Origin of the sequence: Methylobacter sp. BBA5.1, assembly GCF_000746145.1 — a bacterium.
Classification (GTDB): Bacteria; Pseudomonadota; Gammaproteobacteria; order Methylococcales; family Methylomonadaceae; genus Methylobacter; species Methylobacter marinus.
On record NZ_JQKS01000002.1, the window covers coordinates 189,676 to 210,576 of the forward strand.

22 protein-coding genes are annotated in these 20,901 nt (G+C 58.5%); 10 read left to right on the forward strand and 12 right to left on the reverse strand.

The features are described 5' to 3' along the window. Positions 1–63 precede the first annotated feature (63 nt). From EK22_RS01930 to EK22_RS01955, 6 genes are all read left to right on the forward strand, one after another. Complete coding sequence (locus tag EK22_RS01930; protein ID WP_036247639.1) at positions 64–1,461, forward strand: cobyric acid synthase; 1,398 nt, start codon at positions 64–66, stop codon at positions 1,459–1,461. A gap of 71 nt (positions 1,462–1,532) precedes the next feature. Next, on the forward strand, positions 1,533–2,477 hold the full coding sequence (cbiB, locus tag EK22_RS01935; RefSeq protein ID WP_235209204.1) for an adenosylcobinamide-phosphate synthase CbiB: 945 nt from the start codon (positions 1,533–1,535) through the stop codon (positions 2,475–2,477). Further along, positions 2,474–2,971 carry a bifunctional adenosylcobinamide kinase/adenosylcobinamide-phosphate guanylyltransferase gene (locus EK22_RS01940; RefSeq protein ID WP_020158607.1) on the forward strand — a complete coding sequence of 166 codons (498 nt, stop codon included), beginning with the start codon at positions 2,474–2,476 and terminating at the stop codon, positions 2,969–2,971. Before cbiB ends, EK22_RS01940 begins: the two co-directional genes overlap by 4 nt. A gap of 123 nt (positions 2,972–3,094) precedes the next feature. Continuing rightward, a complete protein-coding gene (locus EK22_RS01945; protein WP_036247503.1) occupies positions 3,095–4,201 on the forward strand; it encodes a lytic murein transglycosylase in 1,107 nt (368 codons plus the stop codon). Between the two features lie 146 nt (positions 4,202–4,347). Further along, positions 4,348–5,553 (forward strand): ABC transporter permease, encoded by a 1,206-nt coding sequence (locus EK22_RS01950; RefSeq protein ID WP_036247642.1) that lies wholly within the window; start codon positions 4,348–4,350, stop codon positions 5,551–5,553. A 2-nt stretch (positions 5,554–5,555) separates the two neighbouring features. After that, entirely contained in the window at positions 5,556–6,755 is a 1,200-nt protein-coding gene (locus EK22_RS01955; protein ID WP_036247506.1) for an ABC transporter permease, read from the forward strand. 50 nt (positions 6,756–6,805) lie between these two features. Here the strand turns inward: EK22_RS01955 and EK22_RS01960 are convergent, their stop codons facing one another. Then, positions 6,806–7,444: an MlaC/ttg2D family ABC transporter substrate-binding protein gene (locus tag EK22_RS01960; RefSeq protein WP_036247509.1), complete on the reverse strand. Its 639-nt coding sequence runs from the start codon at positions 7,442–7,444 to the stop codon at positions 6,806–6,808. 678 nt (positions 7,445–8,122) lie between these two features. Between EK22_RS01960 and EK22_RS01965 the strand changes: the two genes are divergently transcribed. Then, complete coding sequence (locus EK22_RS01965; protein WP_036247511.1) at positions 8,123–8,980, forward strand: NAD(P)-dependent oxidoreductase; 858 nt, start codon at positions 8,123–8,125, stop codon at positions 8,978–8,980. Between the two features lie 88 nt (positions 8,981–9,068). Here EK22_RS01965 and EK22_RS01970 read toward each other — a convergent pair whose 3' ends face one another. From EK22_RS01970 to EK22_RS01990, 5 genes are all read right to left on the reverse strand, one after another. After that, complete coding sequence (locus EK22_RS01970; protein ID WP_036247513.1) at positions 9,069–9,827, reverse strand: 4Fe4S-binding leucine-rich repeat protein; 759 nt, start codon at positions 9,825–9,827, stop codon at positions 9,069–9,071. Continuing rightward, positions 9,828–10,382, reverse strand: coding sequence for a flavodoxin (locus tag EK22_RS01975; RefSeq protein ID WP_020158615.1), 555 nt, complete (start codon positions 10,380–10,382; stop codon positions 9,828–9,830). It lies immediately after the preceding gene. A gap of 347 nt (positions 10,383–10,729) precedes the next feature. Then, positions 10,730–11,194, reverse strand: coding sequence for an amine oxidase (locus EK22_RS01980; protein ID WP_235209205.1), 465 nt, complete (start codon positions 11,192–11,194; stop codon positions 10,730–10,732). Between the two features lie 13 nt (positions 11,195–11,207). After that, positions 11,208–12,302 (reverse strand): flavin monoamine oxidase family protein, encoded by a 1,095-nt coding sequence (locus EK22_RS01985; protein ID WP_036247516.1) that lies wholly within the window; start codon positions 12,300–12,302, stop codon positions 11,208–11,210. Between the two features lie 5 nt (positions 12,303–12,307). Beyond that, positions 12,308–13,261, reverse strand: a complete 954-nt coding sequence (locus EK22_RS01990; protein ID WP_036247519.1) for a hypothetical protein — start codon at positions 13,259–13,261, stop codon at positions 12,308–12,310. A 975-nt stretch (positions 13,262–14,236) separates the two neighbouring features. Here EK22_RS01990 and EK22_RS02000 point away from each other — a divergent pair. Further along, entirely contained in the window at positions 14,237–14,479 is a 243-nt protein-coding gene (locus EK22_RS02000) for a DUF6868 family protein (RefSeq protein WP_036247524.1), read from the forward strand. A gap of 67 nt (positions 14,480–14,546) precedes the next feature. Here EK22_RS02000 and EK22_RS02005 read toward each other — a convergent pair whose 3' ends face one another. Beyond that, entirely contained in the window at positions 14,547–14,936 is a 390-nt protein-coding gene (locus tag EK22_RS02005) for a hypothetical protein (RefSeq protein WP_036247526.1), read from the reverse strand. Between the two features lie 438 nt (positions 14,937–15,374). On the opposite strand from EK22_RS02005, the gene EK22_RS02015 reads away from it, so the two are divergent. After that, positions 15,375–15,842 carry a MarR family winged helix-turn-helix transcriptional regulator gene (locus EK22_RS02015; RefSeq protein WP_020158621.1) on the forward strand — a complete coding sequence of 156 codons (468 nt, stop codon included), beginning with the start codon at positions 15,375–15,377 and terminating at the stop codon, positions 15,840–15,842. 307 nt (positions 15,843–16,149) lie between these two features. Here EK22_RS02015 and EK22_RS02020 read toward each other — a convergent pair whose 3' ends face one another. The 3 genes from EK22_RS02020 to EK22_RS02030 all read right to left on the reverse strand — a co-directional run bounded on the left by EK22_RS02020 (position 16,150) and on the right by EK22_RS02030 (position 18,423). Beyond that, positions 16,150–16,941, reverse strand: coding sequence for an MOSC domain-containing protein (locus tag EK22_RS02020; protein WP_036247532.1), 792 nt, complete (start codon positions 16,939–16,941; stop codon positions 16,150–16,152). Between the two features lie 97 nt (positions 16,942–17,038). Continuing rightward, entirely contained in the window at positions 17,039–18,019 is a 981-nt protein-coding gene (locus EK22_RS02025) for a 2Fe-2S iron-sulfur cluster-binding protein (RefSeq protein WP_036247535.1), read from the reverse strand. A 29-nt stretch (positions 18,020–18,048) separates the two neighbouring features. Next, entirely contained in the window at positions 18,049–18,423 is a 375-nt protein-coding gene (locus EK22_RS02030; RefSeq protein WP_036247538.1) for a group I truncated hemoglobin, read from the reverse strand. Between the two features lie 197 nt (positions 18,424–18,620). Here EK22_RS02030 and EK22_RS02035 point away from each other — a divergent pair, with 197 nt between their 5' ends. Further along, complete coding sequence (locus tag EK22_RS02035) at positions 18,621–19,076, forward strand: Rrf2 family transcriptional regulator (RefSeq protein WP_020158626.1); 456 nt, start codon at positions 18,621–18,623, stop codon at positions 19,074–19,076. Between the two features lie 69 nt (positions 19,077–19,145). Here the strand turns inward: EK22_RS02035 and EK22_RS02040 are convergent, their stop codons facing one another. After that, on the reverse strand, positions 19,146–19,565 hold the full coding sequence (locus tag EK22_RS02040) for a hypothetical protein (protein ID WP_020158627.1): 420 nt from the start codon (positions 19,563–19,565) through the stop codon (positions 19,146–19,148). Positions 19,566–19,644: 79 nt separating this feature from the next. Next, on the reverse strand, positions 19,645–20,871 hold the full coding sequence (locus EK22_RS02045) for an HlyD family secretion protein (protein ID WP_036247541.1): 1,227 nt from the start codon (positions 20,869–20,871) through the stop codon (positions 19,645–19,647). Positions 20,872–20,901: the final 30 nt, after the last annotated feature.

The window sequence follows — 20,901 nt, forward strand, 5'->3', positions numbered from 1 at the left end:
TTATATTTTTCTTCGTGTCCTTCGTGGTCTTCGTGGTTAATACAACATTAGGCGATGATTGAAATGAAACCCTTAGCAGTTTTCGGCACCAGTTCGGATGCCGGCAAGACCACGCTGGTCACGGCCCTGTGCCGCATCTTTGCCGACCGCGGCCTGCGCGTCGCGCCGTTCAAGGCGCAGAACGTCTCGAACAATTCGGCCGTCACGCAGGAAGGCGGCGAGATTTCGCGCGCCCAGTGCCTGCAGGCCGAGGCCGCGCGCGTCGAGCCCAGCGTGCTGTTCAATCCGGTGCTGCTCAAGTCGCACGGCAACGGCTGCGTGCAGGTCGTCGTCAACGGCCAGGTTTACAAAAACGAGTCGATCGCCGCCTATTACGACGAGATCGGCACTCTGAAACAGCAGGTCCGGCAGGCCTTCTCGACCCTGCAGCAGTCCTATGACCTGATCGTCGCCGAAGGCGCGGGCTCGCCCGTGGAGCTGAATCTGCTGCACAAGGACCTGTCGAACACCTTCATCGCCAAAACCTTCCATACCAAAAACATCCTGGTCGCGGACATCGAGCGCGGCGGCGTCTTCGCATCGATTTACGGCACCCTGGAGTTGATGGACCCGGTCATGCGCGCCAACCTGATCGGCATCGTGATCAACAAATTCCGCGGCGACCGGCGCTTTTTCGACGAGGGCGAGAAGATCATCCGCGAGCGCTTCGGCGTGCCCGTGCTGGGCGTGCTCCCCTTTCAGCCCTTGAATATCGACATGGAAGACTCGCAGTCGCTGAAGAATTACCGGCAGCGCCTGAACGATGTCAAAATCCGCGCCGCCGTGATCGCCTACCCGGGCCTGGCCAATTACAACGACCTCGATGCGCTGATGGCCGATGCCGAGGTGCAGGTAGAACTGATCGACGCCTACCGGCCGCTGGGCCAGTTCGACATGGTGCTGCTGCCGGGCAGCAAGACCGTGATCCGCGATCTGCAATGGCTGAAAGCGCTGGGCCTGTTCGACGAGATCCGGCAGCTAGAAAAACCGGTGTTCGGCATCTGCGGCGGCTATCAGATGTTCTGCACCAAATTGCACGACCCCGATGCGCTCGAGCATGACACCGCCGGCAGCGAAACGGGGCTGGGATTGTTCGACGATACGGTAGTCTATAAAATCCCGAAAATCCTCAAGCGCGGGCAGTACGAGCTGTTTTCCTGCCCGGCCGTCACAGGCTATGAAATCCATTGCGGCCGCATGGCCAAGTATCCTTTGGCGCATCGGCACGAGCACGTCGCCGGCACGCATGTGCACGGCATTTTCGACAATGACGACTTTCGCACCGCTTATTTCAAAGCCATCAATCCGGCCTATCAGGGCTATGACTATACGGCCTACCGCGAGGCCGAAATCCAGGGCTTTGCCGACATGGTCGCGCAGCAGCTGGATATCGCGGCGATTCTGGAGGCGCTGCAGGATTGATATGGATATAAAAATCCGTTGTGTAGGGTACGCAGTGCGTACCACCTGGAAACTTGATTCAGAAAACCGCTTTGAAAAAGGTACGCGATGCGTACCCTACGTTTATGCAGGTCTGGCCGATGTATTTTGAACTGGCATTACTGGCCTATCTGATCGATTTGACGATCGGCGAGCTGCCCGGCAAGCATCCCGTGATGTGGATGGGCGACTTTATCTCGGCCTTCGAACGGCGTTTTTACCAAGGCCGCATCCTGACCGGCGCGCTACTCGTGACCGGCCTGCTGGCGCTGACGCTGTCGATAGCCGCCGCACTGGTTTATCTGGCCGGCCTGCTGCCGGCCTGGCTCTCCTTGCCCGTTCTAGCCATGGCGGCCTCGACCGGCCTGGCCATGCACATGCTGCACGCCAGCGTCGCCGGCCTGCTGACGGCCGAAAATCCCAGGCAGGCGTTGAGCTATCTGGTCAGCCGCGACACCGGGGCCATGACCGAAACGGAGGTCTACAAGGGCGCGCTGGAAACCTGGGCCGAAAACCTCAGCGACGGCGTCATCGCGCCGCTGTTTTATCTGGTCCTGTTCGGGCTGCCGGGCATCGCCGTCTATAAAGCCGTCAATACGATGGACTCGATGATCGGCTACAAGACCGGACGCTATTTTTATTTCGGCAAGGTCGCGGCCCGGCTGGACGATATCGCCAATTACCTGCCGGCCCGGCTGACGGCGCTGCTGATCATTGCGCTGGCCGACGACAGACGGCGGGCCTGGCAATGCTGCCTGCGCGACGGCGGCAAGCTCGAAAGCCCCAACGCCGGCTTCCCGATCGCGGCCATGGCCGGCGCATTGGGCGTGGCGCTGGGCGGCGACGCCCGCTACCACGGCCGCATCAAGCACAAGCCGGTACTGGGCTGGTCAATCCATCCGATCAATCAAACGACATTGGAACAAGCATTGAACATGAAAACGGGCATTAATCTTATCGTGCTGACCCTCCTGATCGCAGGAGCCCTGCTGACATGAAAACGCTGTTCATTGGCGGCATCAAAAGCGGCAAGTCCCGGCTGGCCGAAACCTACATACTGGAGCAGGCCGGGGACCTCAAGCCCTACTATCTGGCCACGACCGAGTTTTTCGACGACGAGATGCAGGCGCGCATCGCCGTCCACAAGCAGCGCCGCCAGGATTTTTTCGATACGCTGGAAGAGCCCGTCAGGCTGTTCGAGGCGCTGAAGGACTGCCGCCGGCCCGTGCTGGTCGAGTGCGTATCGATGTGGCTCAACAACATGCTGTACCACGGCCATTCCGAAACCGCCATCCTGGACGAGCTGCAGGCAGTGCTGCAAATTCCCTGCGATATGGTCCTGGTTCACAATGAAGTCGGGCTAGGTATCATTCCCGACAATCCGCTGGCCAGACGCTTTGTAGACCTGTCCGGCAAGGCCTCGCAATTAATCGGGCAGCATTGCGACCGGGTGTTTTTTTGCAGCGCGGGCTTAACAATACCGATGAAATAACCAATAATAGAAGCCAACAATAATAAGAAATCTCGCCGCCCGCGCGGAACGGTTATCCGTATGCCGCCCGGATGTCCTGGTGCTCTTTTTGGGGGGCCACTAATTAATAAGAAGATAAAAAATATGTTGGTAACAAATATAACTTATAAACGGGTGTTTCAATTAGCTTTAACCCTGTTGCTTGCCGGCTGCGCCACGGATACGGAGAACCGCCGCTCCGATACGCTGGCCGCCGTGATGCCGCAAAACAAAGTTCCATCCGCGCCGAAACCGGTCGTCAAAGCCGCGGTCTCGCTGCCGCCGGCTCAATCATTCAGCCAGCCTGTCTCCGTGCCCGCCCCGGCCTACTCGGCCCGCACACTGACCGGCATTTACGCCTACTCGCAGCCTGTGCATGACTTTATCCGGCACATGGTGCAAAAGCACGGCTTCTCGGAAACCTATCTGAACGGCCTGTTCTCGCAGGCCACGCGCCTGGATTCCGTTATCCGGCTCGAAACCGCGCCGCGAGGCCACGGTCCGGCCAAACCGGGCGTCTGGACGCGCTATCGCAGCAAGTTTCTGACCGATCAGCATATCAGCCACGGCGTGCAATTCTGGATCGATAACGCCGATATCATCCAGAAAGCCAGCGCCACCTATGGCGTCGATCCCGAATATATTGTCGCGATCATCGGCGTCGAGACCTATTTCGGCCGCAACGTCGGCAAGACCGGCACCTTCAATGCCCTGGCGACATTGGCTTTCGATACTCCAAGACGCACCAAATTCTTCACCTCGGAACTGGAGAATTTCCTGCTCATGACGCGCGAGGAAGGCTTCGATCCGCTTGAGCCGGTCGGCTCCTGGGCCGGCGCCATGGGGCTCGGGCAATTCATGCCCAGCAGCTTCCGCAGCCTGGCCGTCGATTTCGACCACGACGGGGTGCGCGATCTATGGAACCAGAAAGATGCGATCGGCAGCGTCGCGAATTATTTCTCGCACAGCGGCTGGCAGCGCAGCAGGCCGGTTGCCAGGCAGGCCAAGGGCGGCAATGCCAAATCGACGATTGCCCTGAGCACTTACCAGGGCAATGAGCACTGGCAGGTTTACCCCAATTTCAAGGTGATCAAGCGTTATAACAACAGCAACAACTACGCCATGGCCGTGCACCAGCTGGCCCAGGCCATCAAGCAGAGTTACGCGGCCAAGCAAGGTCCGGCATTGGTGATGGAACAGGGCGGCAGGTAATGCGTCTAGCGCTTGCCGGCCGTGGCCTTAAACGTTACGCCGGCGTTTACGGCAAAATCGCTTTTTAATCGATCGCGGTTCGGTTAGGCTAGCTTCCGATTGGCCGTTCCTGTTTGCGCATGAACGGCCGCCTCCGGAGCCGGCCCATGTTTTTCAAAGATACCTTAACCCAAGCTTTCGGCGCGATCAGGACCCAGCGCCTGCGCGCCGCGCTGATTATCCTGGCCATGAGCATCGGCGTGGCTTCCGTGACCGTGCTGACGGCCCTGGGCGAAAGCGCCCGCCTGTTTATCGTGCGGGAGTTTGAAGCGCTGGGCACGCATCTGATCATCATCCTGCCCGGGCGTACCGAAACGGTCGGCGGCGCGCCGCCGCTGTTCGGCGAAACGCCCCGGGATCTGACCCTGGGCGATGCCTATGCCCTGCTCAGGAGCCACTATGTGGCCGCCATCGCCCCGGTAGCGGTCGGTTCGGCGCCGGTTTCAACGGAAGGCCTGGAGCGCGAAACCAATATCCTCGGCTCGACGCATGAATTGCTGTCCGTCCGCCATCTGACCCTGGCCCAGGGACGCTTCCTGCCGGAAGCCGATCCCGATAAAGCCATGCCGGTCTGCGTGATCGGCCAGACTATCCGCGAACAGCTGTTCCCCGGCAAGCCCGCGCTCGGGCAGTGGCTGCGCATCAATGACCGCCGGTTCCGCGTCATCGGGATATTGTCCTCGAAAGGCCAGTCCATCGGCACCGACTTCGACGAAATCGTCATCATCCCGGTCGCCTCCGCGCAGGCGCTGTTCGACACCTACTCGCTGTTTCGGGTGCTGGTGGAAGCCAAGTCCAAACAGGTCATGCCTCAGGCCATGGATGACATCACCAACATCATCAAGGCCCGCCACGAAGGCGAGGACGATATCACGCTGATTACCCAGGACAGCGTCGTCAGCACTTTCGACAAGATCCTGACCGCGCTGACTTTGACCGTGACCAGCATTGCCGGCATCAGTCTGGCCGTGGCCGGCGTGCTGGTCATGAATGTCATGCTGGTGAGCGTGACGCAGCGCACCGCCGAAATCGGCCTGCTGAAAGCCTTGGGAGCAACCCGGCGTCAGCTGCACGGGCTGTTTCTGGCCGAAGCGGCGATGCTGTCGCTGGCCGGCGCGGTAGTGGGCGTCGTGCTGGGGCAAGTCGCGCTGTGGGGGCTGCAGACCGCCTATCCCGATTTCCCGTTCATCCTACCGGGCTGGGCGCTGTTCGCGGCGCTGGCCGTGTCCTTGCTGACGGGGCTGGTGTTCGGCGTGCTGCCGGCCAGAAAAGCCGCGCGCCTCGACCCCGTGACCGCCCTGGCGAAGAGGTAGCCATGCGCGCCGCTGACCTGATCGCCTTGTCCTACCGCACCGTCATCAGCCACAAGCTGCGTTCGGGCCTGACCGCCCTAGGCCTCATCATCGGCATCGCCGCGGTCGTGATACTGACCTCCATCGGCCGCGGCATCCATGCCTTCGTGCTGACCGAGTTTACCCAGTTCGGCACCAACCTGATCGCGGTCGTGCCCGGCAAAACCACGACCTTCGGCATCTCGGGCTCCACGATCAGCACCGTGCGGCCTTTATCGATAGCCGATGCCGAAAGCCTGGGCCGGCTGGACCATGTGATTGCCGCCATGCCGACCGTGCAGGGCAACGCCGAAGTCAAAGCCGGCGGCAGGCAGCGGCGCACCAATGTCCTGGGCGTCGGCTCGGCCGTGCCGGAGATCTGGAAGATCAACGTCGCCTCGGGCCGTTTTCTGCCCGCCGGCGAGGAATCCAATCCGCGCGCCCTGGCCGTCCTGGGCCATACGCTGGCACTGGAACTGTTCGGCACGGCCAGCCCGCTGGGCCAGCGCATCCGCGTCGGCAGCGACCGCTATCGCGTGATCGGCGTCATGGAAAGCAAAGGCCAGCTGCTGGGCTTCGACATGGACGATACGCTTTACATCCCGGCCGCCAAGGCGCTGGAGATGTTCAATCGCGAAAGCCTGATGGAGATCGATCTGCTCTATGAAAGCGATGCGCCGGTCGCGCGCCTGGAACAGGCCATCAGGAAGCACCTGATCGCCCGGCACGGCAGCGAAGATTTCACGATCATCACGCAGAACCAGATGCTGGAAAAGATGGATTCGATTTTAAGCATCCTGACCCTGGCCGTGGCGGCGCTGGGCAGTATTTCATTGCTGGTCGGTTCGGTCGGCATCCTGACCATCATGACTATCGCTGTATCGGAACGGATCTCGGAAATCGGCCTGCTGCGCGCCATCGGCGCGGAACGGCGCACGATTTTTCAGCTGTTTTTATCGGAGGCGCTGGCCCTGAGCGCGACCGGCGGCCTGGTCGGCGTGCTGACCGGCATCGCCACCGTGCGGCTGATCGCGGCGGCCCTGCCGGCGCTGCCGGTGCAACTGGCCTGGAGCTATATCGCGGCGGCCTTTCTGGTGTCCTTGCTGATCGGCATCGCCGCCGGCGTGGCTCCGGCCATGAAGGCGGCCCGGCTGGAACCTTTGGAAGCGTTGCGCGCCGAGTGACGGCAACAGGCCCGACCCGGCCCCGTTCCGGCGGGTATTTTCAGGTGGGCTCAGCCTTTATCGTCGGTGACGGGCTTGCTGTTTTTGTCGACCAGCTTTTGTATGACACTGTCAATCGAGCCCGTTTGCGCAATCTCCTGGTTAAAAGAGGTGCGATAGTTAGTCACCAGGCTGACGCCGCCGATGATGATGTCGTAAACCTTCCACTCGCCTTGCTTGTTCAACAGCATGCGATAGCTGACTTCAACAGGCTGCTGCCCCGGCTGATGGACCACCGTTTTTACAATGGTCCTGCCATCGTCCCTGTCATCGGCATAAGGTTTGAAAGTCAGGCTCCAATCCTTGTAATCCAGAAAGGCCCGGGTATAGGTGCGTACCAGCAAGGTCTTGAATTCCTCTATGAAGCGCTGTCTTTGTTCGGGCGTGGCCTGGCGGATATTTTTACCCAATACCAGCAGCGCCACTCTAGGCATGTCGGCGAATTCGGTCACGATCCCGTCGACAAACCGGACCGACTTGTCGAAATCCTTTTGATAGGCCGGCTGTTTTAATGTCTGTTTGATTTGTTCCGAGCTGTTCTCGATAACCCGCCGGGCCTGTGTGGCATCCTCGGCGGCGGGCGCAACCGGGGGCAAGGCGAAAAAGCTGAAGAAGAGTATCAGTAGCGACAACGATTGCCTGTGAAACATAGAAAACTCCAGAAAAGATAGTAATGCTGGTTAAAATGTCCCGTTTCATGGCCAGATTCCGGACTTGGCCTAACCGGCGGACGGGCCGGATTGTGCCTGTAAAAGGTTGGGTTTAAAGCCAGAACGTTTGCCTGGGTCAACCGGCGCCAATCTCATGTCGGTGGACAACCCCGGCTTATCTTCTACTTTATACCACCAGGTTATACATCTGAATGACTAATAGAGTAAAAATCGGCCTGATTCTATCCATGCGGCCGGATAACTGATGTGGCACGGTTGCCGGTTTGAGTTCATTTATGCCCTATGGGTACTTGTGGGCCATAGGGTATTCGCACTGCATGTTAGTGCCGAAATCCGGCGTTTGCCCTGATACCGTAAAATGAACAGACACGTGTGTTCGCCCTTGCCCAACGGTTCACCTTTGGCCAGCGGTTCTCCGATAATTTGTTGTGCACCCGAAACAGGGCGGACACGTAGGTCCGCCCCTACAATGCATCCGCACGATACAGGCAATCCCTTTGATCTGTATGAGCCGCATTTTATTCCGGTAGTGGCTGAATTGGCTGCGGAATGTCGGTCCGAAGGTTCCCTTACATTTTTTGCGCAAGTCCTTATTAATGATAAAAACCGATAAAAACGTTATATTCCGGTATTTGGATTATTCATAAGGAGACAATCATGGCGACGACAAAACCTGCAATTGCCTGGCTCGGCGCCGGGCTGATGGGAAATCCGATGGCCGGCCGACTGCTGGATGAAGGCTATCCGATCCGGGTCTGGAACCGCACCCGCGCCAAGGCGGAAACGCTTTCAAGCCAGGGCGCGGCGATTGCCGACACCCCGGCCGATGCCGTAACCGGCAGCGATATCGTTTTTACCATGCTCAGCGACGCCCAAGCCGTCGAAACCGCCCTGGGGGATGTCGCATTGTCGGGCAAGACGCTGGTACAGATGTCGACCATTGGCCCCGGCGAGAACCGGCGCCTGGCCGGCCAAGTCAACGATGCCGGCGGCGTTTATCTGGAAGCGCCGGTACTCGGCAGCATCCCGGAAGCGCGCTCGGGCAAATTGATCATCATGGCGGGTGGCCCCGAAGCCGCGTACGCCGAAGTCAGGCCGATGTTGACCTGCCTGGGGCCGGAGCCGCGCTTGATAGGCTCCGTGGGCCAGGCTTCCGCGCTGAAACTGGCGCTGAATCAGCTGATCGCATCGCTGACCGTAGCCTTCTCCACCAGCCTGGGATTCGTCGAGGAAAACGGCGTCGACGTCGACAGTTTCATGGAAATCCTGCGCCAAAGCGCCCTTTATGCGCCGACCTTCGACAAAAAGCTGGCGAAAATGCAGGAGCACGACTACCGCAATCCCAATTTTCCCACCGAGCATCTGATCAAGGACATCGACCTGTTCAAGCGCGAAGCCCGCGGCCTTGATACCACGATGCTCGACGTGCTGCTCCAATTGTACAGACGCGCCCAGGCCGGTCATGGACGGGAGGATTATTCCTGCGTGTACGATGCGGTGACGGGGCGTTGTTGAGCCGAAACCTGGCAGCTCTTTATGCCGGGTTTCCGCAAAGCTCCAACCCAGCCTACCCGCTCTCGCATCTTTTCAAGCGGTTCTTCGGCTATCCCGGCAGTGCTGATAAAGCCTCCCAGCGCTGCCGGGCGGCGAGGCGGACGTCCTCCTCGCTATCGTCGAGCATTTGTTGCAGCAGTTCCGGCTTTGCCCGCAGCGCCACTTCGTACCGCACCATCCAGTCATCGTCCTTGCTCATCATCGCCAAATCGTCAACGTCCATGCGCTGGGCGACGATGCGGCGGATATCGACTTCCGGGTCATAGGCCATCAGCCCCAGGCTGACGCAAGGGAGGCGCCCTGCCACCGTACGCCGCACCTCATTATCAGGGTCGGCCGCCAGGCGGAACAAGCGGCCTTCCGGCAAGCGCCTGGCGACATAGACGCGCACCAGATAATCCTGGTCCTCGGCCATCAGCTCCAGCTGTTGCTCCGGCAATCGGTCGGCCACGGTTATCCTGACTTCCCTGTCCGTGTCGTTGCGCAATTCCGGCAACCATTCCAGCGGCACCCGGTAGGCCAATACGCGCCGTACCGCTTCGTCAGGATCGGTCAGCAAAGGCCGCAAATCCTGGACCGGCAGATAACGCGCGGCGATCGCGCGCCGTTCCCAAAAGCGGTCCTGACTGTAATCGGCGGCATAGGCCGGATTGGCACGGAAAAACCGGTCGATTTGCCGGCCGCTTTCCGCCGCCACGCAGCAATCGCCGGGCTTGCAAGTGCCGGCCGCCAGCAGCGTATCGCGATATTTGCATGAGCGGCAGTCGGCCAACGGGGTCAGATCGGCCTCGGGCCCGGTTTGCCGCATTTAGCTCGCCTCCGCCAGCGCCGGCAGCAACTGCGGGGTGATTTGCGCCAGCCAGGCCTTGATCCGTTCCTCGGTCAGGAACGGCTGCGTGCGCTGGTCCAGCACCAGACCGACAAACTGGTTATCGATGATCGAATCGGAATGCTCGAACTGATAGCCCTCGGTGCTCCAGGGACCGATGATGTCGGCGCCGTAGCCGTAAAACACCCGGTAAAGCTGGATCAGGGAACTGGCGAAGCGCGAGGCGTAGCGTTCCTGATTCCCCAGCCCGAACAAGGCCACGCGTTTGCCGGACAGGTCGACATCATCCAGATGAGGCACAAACTCCTGCCAATTGGGTTCCTGGCAACCGACCGCCAGCCCCGGCAAATCGCCGACGCCATAACTCGGCGTGCCGAGTATCAGGGCGTCGTACTGCAATAACTCGGCCGGACTGGTACGGTTGATGTTTTTGGGTTTGTCGGCCAGTTCCTCACCCAATAAGCTAAAAATCTTTTTAGCCACCAGGCGGGTGCTGCCGGTATCGGTTCCGAAAAAAATGCCGATTTTGCTCATAAATTACCTGTATTGAAGATTGCGGGACAAGACGGCATGGCCGTTAATGCGGTACAAGCAAATTCCGCTCCAGCTTTCGACAATCGATTTTTATGGTGAATATCAATGAGATAGCCCGCCCTTACAGAGAACCTGCTCCAGCCGGGTGCAGACACTGCGACAATCACGGCAGCCACTGTGGGATTTGCGACATTGGCGCGGAGCACAGGTTTAATAGGCAGGCCGGGTTGGCGCTTTAGCGGAAGCCCGGCCTGGATGGCTTCGATGCTGGGATTGAAAACCTGCCTACGCTTGTTGTAGGTGCGAATTCATTCGCACTTGTACCACGGAGGGGTATGCGCACGGCGCTACCGAGTTTCCAGAAAATAAGCATTGGCGCTCAGGGCAAAGTTCTGCCAGAGCCCGGCGATGCCCCGTTTCACCTCGATAACGTAAGCTTTGTCCGGTCTGTGTTCGTCGGGAAAATTGGATAAGGCGCAGGAGGTCCGGTGTTTATCGACGACAAACTGTAAAAAATCGTCGACGAAGCCGTCGAAAGCCGCCAGCGCTTGCCGGGTCAAATCCGATAATCCCTGATGGACCGGCGTCTCGCTGTTATCGAACGGCAGCGTCTGCAATTGCGCCAGGGCGTCGGCATACGCCTGCTCCAGAACAGCCAGCACATTGCGCTGAAAACAGCCGTCCCATTGCTGCCGGGAAAGATCCCGGGCGAGCGATTGCTCGTAGTGTTTTTTCAACCCGGCTTTCTGCTCGTCGATATAGTGCCTGAACCGGGCGAGACAGGCGGCGTTTTTCTGTGTGTTCGTCATCATGGATGTCCTTGTCTTAAAGTGTCAGTGCGGTAAAAACCCGGTCGCTCGCTGCCAGCGCGCCTTCCAGATAGCCTCCCTCGGCTTCGGCGGTTTCGGTCCCGCAGAAATAAAGCTTGTCCCGCCAGTGATCCAGTTGCAGCCAGGGATGTCCGTAGCGAGGATGTTCCGCCGGCGGCGCGAGATCCTGCTCGGCGGCGGTAAACGGTTCCGCGCTCCAGTCCTGAACCAGAACCTGAAGCGGATGCGCCGCGGCCGCACCGAACAGTCGCACCATCTGCCGCACGATCAAGACTTCAAGCTTGTCGCGGTACAGGGCTCGGGTAAAAGCCGGCAAGCCGAAAAAGCCGAACAAGGCGGCCGACTCGTCCTGTTCCGAACAGGCATCGTAAATTTCAGCCAGCACCGCTCCCGGGTAGGGCTGCAAGGCATTGCCGGAATAACCCTGGCGGCGCCAGAACGCTTCGGGATACACCAGCATGGCTTTGGCATGTCCCGCCATCCAGGTGGGGATGTCCTGCATGGCCTGGATCAGTTTCGGCGCCAGCGGCGGTTCGAAGGTAATCGTTTCCGCCGCTAAGCGGGGCGGCAGCGCCAGTATCACCTGTTTCGCCCGATAGGAGACCTGGCCATTGCCGGTTTCAAAGACCAGATCGATGCGGTTCCCCCGGTCGGCCAATTGCAACAGGCGGTGTTGCGGATGCAGGATCGACGCCGGCAGGCGCTGCAATAAGCCGGCTATCAATTGATGGCAACCGCCTCTGATGCGCCGCGCGCTATCGTGTGTCTGGGTGTCGATATACCGGGTCGGGGCCGATTGGGCGTCGATCTGATACAGGCTATGGCCGCTGTCCCACTGGCGAAAAAACGCCAATCCCAGACGTTTGGCCAACGCCGCGATGCGCGGTTGATGATCGGGCCATACCCAGGTTGGCCCGAGGTCGACCGCGAACGATGACGCCGCGGGTCCTGCCGTGACCGATCGGGACAGGATTCTGCCGCCGTAACGGCTGCGCGCCTCGAACACCGCGATAGGACGGCCGTGTTCGAGCAGGCGGTCCGCCAGGGACAATCCCGAGAGCCCGGCGCCGATAATCGCGATGTCCAGCATACGCCTTAACCTTCCCGTGCCGTCCGGCAGCGCAGCGAATTGCTTTGCCAGCGCGGCAAGGCCGGCGCCTCGGTTGACGGCGTCGGCATGATCAGTTTTTTGCGGAAAATATCCCAGACCCCGTCGAACCGCTGCTGGACACGAATGCTCCAGCCCCAGACTATCGGCAAATGCACCGGCACCCAGATATGCCGGTCGGGATCGCTGGGGGCGGCGTTTTGCATGAAATACCAGGTATATTTCTCCAGAACACTGACGGAAACGACCGGTTTATTGTTGAATTCGGCCGAAATCGCTTGACTGACCGCGCGGCTGAAATCGAAACGCTGCTTGCCGCCCAGCGCCTGAAAAGCGCAAACCGGCTTGACGACGGCGTTATCGTCCGGGTCGTTCAGGTATAAAACCGGATCGCGGCCTGCCGATTCGGTGTCGAGCAAAACCAGGGACTCGCCATCGGCAAACTGTACCGTACGCGACGCTTCCACCAACTGCACCAGGCCCAGCTGGCTGGCGAAAGCGTCGGTCATCCATTCCAGCTCGAACCGGGGCGAGATGGTCAGGACCGGCTGGTTATCCAATAAACACACCTCGGGCGCGTCCAGGCTCGCATCCATCAAGGTCAGCCGGTTGTTCCGCGGCGAGCGCGGCGGGGCCACATCGGTGCACAAACAACGACGGATGCCCGGACCGAGCAGATCCATATCCCAAATAAAGCCCCGCGGCGGCTGGGTGCTTAAATCAATGGGTTCTATTTGCGCCGCATCCACACTGAGCCGGTAGGCGCCGACCAGGCCGGTCAATTGCTCATGGTCGCCATCCGTAACGTGATTCAAATAGTCCGCCACAACCGGCTCCGGCAGCACCAGGTCATAACGGCAACCCGGATGAATAGCCGCCTGAACCTGACCGGGAACCGGGCTGGAACGAACGGGAAAATGAAGCGTGACAATGTTATTCATGGCGCGGAGGCGGTCTGTGTCCCTGATTCGGTTAGCGTTACGGCATACGACATTCAAGAATGGGGCCAATCCGGCAACGTCCCCCCTTTCGATGCGCCTTCGCCCGCTCCAAGCGAAGCGCCAGCGACTCTGCGGCGGCGCCTCAGTGGCGGCGGAATGCAAAAAACGGTCCCGAACGATGTCATAAAGCCGACAAATTACCGGGTTTTGTAACACTCAGGCAGCTGATCGCGGTTGAGAGTGTGAAAGTATTCAATTTAAAGGATTTAACCGCGAAAGACACGAAGGCTTTCAAATTCAAATATTTGCCTATTACTTAGTCAGCCTTATTCTGACGAGTAAAAAGTTGCAGAGCATTCATGGCGTGCGAATAGTGCGAATGAATTCGCACCTACAATTTAACCGTCATAATTAAATTGACTGACTACTATGTTTCCGTAGTAATTCATGAAGTCACGGGAAGAAAATGGCAACAACTTGATTTTCTTCGTGTGCTCGATTGCTGTTCCAGACGCAATTCTACCGCCTCCCTAATCCCCATGGATGGGGTGAATGCAGAGAAATGACGGGATCATTTCCTGTCCATGGAGGCGTTCGTGTCCTCGGCACACCGCTACGCTGCTCCTGCATTGCCTACAAGGATGTAGGTACTTAGCGTGAGCAGGAGCGGAAGCTGCGCCTAAAGCGCCTACTATTGGTGCTAAGCCACAGGGATGTGGCGAATGTCGAAAACGTATAACGCCATGGATGGCGTGTAGTAGAGTAATGCAGGAGCAATTACCGAGGAGCAGTTTTCGACCTACCTCCTGCATGAGCCCCAGGGATGGGGTAAATGCAGATATTGCAGGAGCAAATATCTGCCCATGCAGTCGTTCGTGGTGAAATATTCAGGCTAGTAAATTGGCCTCTATAAAGGCTATGTGTCAAAATCCGGGAGCTTTATTTTGTCGTATCAGTTGCCAGGGAAACTCATCCATGAATATCGAATCAATCCGTGACCTTCTGTTATGGTGCACCGTTATAAACTACGGTGTGCTGCTTGTCTGGGCTTTATTGTTCACCGCCGCTCACGAGTGGATGCATCAACTGCACGGACGGTGGTTTCGTCTGCCGGTTGAGCGGTTTGACGCCATCCATTACGCAGGCATGGCGGTTTACAAAATCGTCATCCTGGTTTTCAATCTCGTTCCCTATGTTGCATTGCATATCGTCGGATAAGCCCGCGGCTCAAGCGGGACGGCTTTACAAGCCCGCCCCGTCCATGAATGGCGCCGCCGGCTCGGGCTTAATGCGAGGATGCGTACAGCTGCTGAATTTCCTTGTAGCGGTTGGCGGCATCCGTCAATGTTTCCTTAGCCGAAGCCAGTTCGTTGTTCTTGAGCTCGGTACGGGCTTTCTTCAAAACACCGCTGGCCTGATTGCGTTTCAAGTCCAGCCTATTATTGGCGATGTCTTTCTGCAATTGCCGGGCATCGCTGACCATATCGATCAGCACCTCGTTGTCCGTGCCGTTATCTAGGGCCGCAATCGTCTCCTCGACTTTCGCCAGCGTGTTTTCGATAGCCGCTTTAACATCCTCATACGATGGATTCGCGACGGCGGAAGCGGTGAATGATGGGGCTGCCAGCGATACGGCCATAACAGAAGAAACCAGAAATTTGTTGAGTGCGTTCATGAGTAAACCTCGAAGTGGATAAAGGGTATTGTTTACCTGACGATTAACAAAGGCCTAAAAGTCAGACCAATGCAGCTCGCGAGGCATGGTGAAATACTATCAGATTCTGTTCTAATTAGAACTAAATTTGTTCTAATACGGACTATTTTTCTGGAGACCGTGCTTTTTACGGCCTGGACGCGCCTGGAAATTAAATTGATTAATCCATATTATCAATTGCTTATATGACTTTCCAACATTTCGCTTCACTTGCCCGGCGCCGTTCGGTTTATGCCGTAAGGTCGGCAGGTCTTGCCGGAAACCGGCCGACTGTAGCTTCCATAAGCACAAAAGGGCGGTCATAATGAACGCAATGAGGCCTAATTCCATTAAAAAACTTGAGGAAATTGGGCATTAAGCCTACTATTTAGTTCTAATTAAAACTATCAAATTGACGTTATGAATTCTCCATCCACCTTTCCCAGCGTACTGCGCGAGCTGGCGCGGACGCACCAGGTTTTTCTGGCCTATGCGGCGACCCATGTGCACACGCTGGATCTGACCCTGCCCCAGTTCGATATCATCCTGACCCTGGGCAATACCGCCGGCATGTCCTTCAAGCAGCTGGGCGAGAAGACCATTATCACCAAAGGCACCCTGACCGGCGTCATCAACCGCCTGGAAGACAAGGGGCTGGTCCAGCGCATGGCCTCGAAAACGGACGGGCGCAGCCAGATCGTGCGGCTGACGGAGGCCGGCGCGGCGCTGTTCAAGCGCGCTTATCCCGAACATCTGGAATTTATTTATCGGATATTCAGTGATTATTCCCCGGAGGACATCGCGACGCTGGAAGCCGCGCTGGTGCGGCTGCGCGAGGCCGTCACCGCGGCGCGTGGCGGCAAGGGTGAGGAATCAGCAGCCGATTAGCGCATGGAATGAATCAGGAGATAGGTGCGAATTCATTCGCACATTTGAGAAAGTTGTTTTATCCACGTTCCTAAGGCCTGGGTCGTCAATAATGTCCCTGTTTAAACATAGGATGTGTCGACGACAGGAGGCGCATCGTTCGTAAGCGATGCACTTCATTGCGCCGCCTGGAGCGCCTGCTTTTGGCCGGCACATCCTATGCGGGATGCTAATTTCAGGAAGTCATTAATCCTGAGCGCTGTTTCAGGAAAAAACAGGCGCCGGACGCGGCATTCATGCGCTCGATGCAAACACCTGAAAGAGCGTTTCAATCAAGCAGGCTGACTTTATCGCCCACCTGAATCCGCCCGCCGGCGGCGCTCGGGAGCATGGCGATGGCAAACGTCGGCTTTTTCTGGCCGAAGGCGCCGGTCAGCGTCTTAAGGATCGGCAGATCCCGTTCGCCGGTGTCGGGGTTCGCATGCGTGGCGAGGCAACGGGTCTTCGGCGCCACGACCTCGAAGTCAACCCGGCCTATGCGAATCCGGCGCTCTATCCAGCTTTGCTCTTCCCAGGCATCCAGGCCGTCGATGGCGATGTTCGAGCGGAAGCGAAGCTCACTGAGGCCGTCGCCGCCGAGCGCATGGCCGACGGCCGCCAGGCTTGCGCGGCTGTGCAGGGTTATCTGGCCGGCCTCGTTGTCCTGATAGCGCGGCGTAACGCCGTCCCCGACCAACCGCAACGGCAGCCGTTCCGGATGCGAGGCCAGTGGATTCTCATCCAGCGTCAGCACATAGCTTTCGAGCGCGGCGGCAATAAGCTGACGGCCCTGCCCGTCCAGCGCCGCCTCGACCAGAACCGCATCCTCCAGGCAGATGCGCAATCGGAGCGCCCTGTGGTCGAACCGAAGGCGAAGGCGCGCGAGACCGGGCGTGTTCACCAGCGCGACGAACTCGTGCTTTTTGCTCCAGGCCGCTTCCTGCGCGCCTGAGTTGGCGAAACGAAAGCCGAGAACCCGATCACCGGCGATGCGGCCTTGATCGAGCACCTCGACAACATCACAGGCTTCGGGCGTAAAGCCCTTGACCGGATAACGGTATAAGGCGACGACGCGGGGCATCAGGCAATCTCCCTCGGTAAAGACCGGCTACGACAGGCTGACAATACTACCAGCGCTCAGGCCGCGGCCCAAGCGCGGGAATTTTGCGCCGGCATCATCAGGAAGACTGGCTGACGTTGAAGGCGTCGGCATAGATATCCTTCATGGAGGCGCCCGCCAGAAAAGCTTTCATTCTGGCGGCCTTGACCATTTCCGGATGCCCGCACAGAAACAGGCGCCAGTTCTTGAGGTCGGGGATTTGCTGAAAGGCCACGTCATGGGCGCGTCCCGCGGCAAAGCCGTGCGGCACATCGCCGCCGGACAGGCAGGGCACGTAATTGAAATTCGAATATTGCCTGACCAGATCGTGCAGTTCCCCGGTCAGATACAGGCCGTCCAGATCGCGGCTGCCGTGAAACAAATGGATAGGGCCGGTATGGCCCTGGCCCAGGGCGTCGCGGACGATGCCGTAGAGCGGCGCGAGTCCGGAGCCCGTGCCGATCAGGACCAGGCCCTGCTCGTTATTGCCGGGCGTGTAAAAACAATCGCCGGCGGGGCCGCGAACCTCGACCGTCTGGCCGGGGCGCAATTCCTCGTGGATCCAGCCGCTGACCCGGCCTTGCGGCAGGCGGCGGACATGCAGGTGCAGATGGTCATCCTCATAGGGCACGCTGGCGAGCGAGTAGCTGCGGCCCAGTGTCGGGTCTTGAAACAGATTGATGAATTGCCCGGCCCGGTATTCGATGGGCGCATGACATTCGAGCGCCACATGCATGATTTCCGGATTCAGCAATGTCAGGCTTTTGACCGTAGCGGGAATCGCCGCCTGGATATCATCGTCATCCGGCAGCGCGACTTCAAGATCCTCGGTGGGATGGCAAACGCAGGCCAGAAAATAGTTCTGCAGCTTCAGGCTATCCTTCAAGCCCTGCTGCGAGGCCTCTGGCGGCTTGCCGCCGGTGGCACGCATCAGGCAGGTCTGGCAGGCTCCGCTGCGGCAGGAAAAAGGAACGGGCACACCGCGATCGGTCAGGCAATCCAGAACGGATTGATCTTCGCCCAGTTCAAAGTTGTCTTTTGCGTAATGAATAGTCACCATGGCGGCGTACCTGTTTCTAGGATCAAGGATTATCGGCCCAGCACGTCGTCTCGCGTACTTTCGGCGATGGCGGCAACCTGATTGATCAAGGCGTCGTCCACGCCCAGCTCGCGCAGCGTCGCCGCAAGATTTTCGATCACCGCATCGACATGCGAATCATTCAGGCCGCGCTCGACCAGATGGGCATGGCCGGTGCGCATATCGAGGCCGCTGTAGTTATGCGGGCCACCGAAAGCCATGGTCAGGAAGGCCTTTTGCTTCGCGGCCTGTTTTTCCATGTCCACGCCCTCGAAGAAGGCGCTGATGCGGCCATCGCTCAATACCTTACGGTAAAAAATATCCACGGCGGCATTGACGGCAGCCTCCCCACCTAATTGCTCGTACAAGGATGCTTGTTGCGACATATTTTTCTCCAACTCAATTTAAAAAGGTGTTTAAAATACATCTTAAAAGCCTAACCTCACGAGGGGCAGAGATAAGGCGCGGCCATAAGATGTATTTGACATGCATCTTATGGCCGAGTAGTAAAATCGTCAAGTCCTATCTTTCATTTTTTTAAGCCCCGCCTGAATCGCGGGCTGATTTTTAAGGAGTATCACCCATGCAGCTTACGCAATTCACTGATTATTCACTGCGCCTGCTGATCTATCTCGCCCGTTTGCCGGAACCGGGCATGGCGACCATTTCAGAGATTGCCGAGTACTACCAGGTTTCCCGCAACCATCTGGTCAAGGTGGCGAACAGCCTGGCCAACCAGGGGCTCATCATGACCACCCGGGGCAAGGGCGGCGGCATCCAGCTGGCCCGGCCCGCGTATACCATAGGCGTCGGCGAAGTGATACGGCTGACCGAAGTCAACATGAACCTGGTGGAGTGCTTCGATGTGCCGTCCAATCAGTGCCGCCTGACCCGCGACTGCTTCCTGAAAGGCATGCTGTACGAGGCGCAGCGCGCATTCATGGCGGTGCTGGACAAATACTCGCTGGCCGATGCGGCCCGTTTCGGCTTCAAGCCCGACCTGTCGGTCCTGCCGGGCGACCAGCGGCCGCCGACCTGAGCGGGCAAGAGGTTTGCTACGTGCATTCGGCGCGATAAGGTCAAGCCGTTCGGACGTTTATGCCCGCCGTCACATAAAAAGCCAAAGGATCATGCCGCTCACGCCCGTTATCCCGCCCAGCCACCATTTGGCTTTTCCCGCGGGCGATAAAGCCTGCCAGTACGCCAGACTATCCAGCTTCAGCCGCAGCCAGCCGATTGCAAGGCACTCCCTGCATTTGCGGCAACAACGCGGTATGACCCGCAACAGCCTGTACACGCCATAACAGGCGATCGCCGCCATGATGTAGAAGACGATGATCTGCGTCTCGCGGCGGTCAGTGTGAAAAATATGCTCGACCAACAGGTCCAGCGACTGTTCAACCAGCTCGAACGAAACGTGCATCAGTTCAAGCAACAGATGGAACACCGTGTCGTACATTGCGATGACGGTGATAATGATGGTCAGAATGACGCTGAAAACGGTTTTTTGATGATGGGATAAGATCATGGTAAACCTCCGAATAATCGCTTCGTTGGCCCGCGTCCGACCGCTTCAGAGCGGGCACGGGCGTCGCCGGGCATAAACCTCATCGGTAAGTGCCGGCGTTGTCAGCGGCTGCTGCATGAAGAGGCCTGCACTCCGGCGCCAACGCATCGTTTTCCTGAATCAAATTCGCCCTGATGATTTTCCGGGCCTCGGCCTCCGCATCGGCAAGTTCATCAATAAAGATGTCTGTCTCATACTCCTGCGTGGAGACGCCTGCCAGTGACACGCCCTGGGACTGATCCGAGTCCTTGACGTATATTGCGGTCCTGGTGGAAAGTCCCGGACGGATGGGGTTGTTCAGCACTTCCTCTTGCCGCAGTCCGATACGCACGGGAACACGTTCCACGATATGAATGAAATTTCCGGACGCGTTTTCCGGCGGCAGCAAGGCAAAGACGCTGCCCGTGCCCGGCACCAACCCTTCCACCGTGCCATGATAGACGCGGCTCTCGCCGTAGAGGTCGACGGTAATCTCCGCCAATTGGCCGGGCCGCACCCGCGCCATCTCGGTCTCCCGCAGGTTCGCCTCTACCCACAGATGCTCCAGGGGCACGAGCGTCATCAGCTGATCGCCGGGCTGAACCCGGTTCCCGACCTGTACCTTGCGCATGGACACATAGCCTGAAACGGGCGCATGGATATGCTGCCGCGCGTATTCAAGATAGGCGGCGATGAATCTGTGCTTGGCCGCTTCCACATCCGGATGCAGCGTTCGGCTGGTGCCGCCCACTCTCGCGTCCACGGATTCGAGCTCCGCCTCGGCCTCCCGCATATCGGCTTCGAGCGCCGCCATCTGATCCTCGGCATTTTGCAGAGCCTGCTCGGATACCGAGCCATTGGGCAGCGCCTGACGCAAGCGCGCCACATCGTGACGCACCCGGGCCAGGCGGGCCGTACGGGCTATCAGTTTCTGGCACATCTGCCGGCGCGTGGCAAAAACGGCGCCGATTTCGCGCACGGTTTGGCCCAACTCGCCCCGGCTCCGGCTTAAAGCGGTCCGAGCCCGGTGCTCATCCAGACGAACCAGTAAATCGCCCTTGTTCACGTACTGGCTCTCCTCGACCAATACCTGCGTGACGATGCCCGTTGCATCCGCCTCCACCGGAATAAGATTGCCGGTGACGAAGGCATTACGGCTTATTACCCAGAAGCGACAGTAATGCCACCAATAGCCGGCATAAGCCAGAGCGCCTACAGCCAGCACTAGCGCAACCGACAATAGATAGCGGTTGCGTCGGGTTCGAATGATCTTGGGATGAGTTCTCATAGGTTTTTATATCGGCAACACCAAATTTTA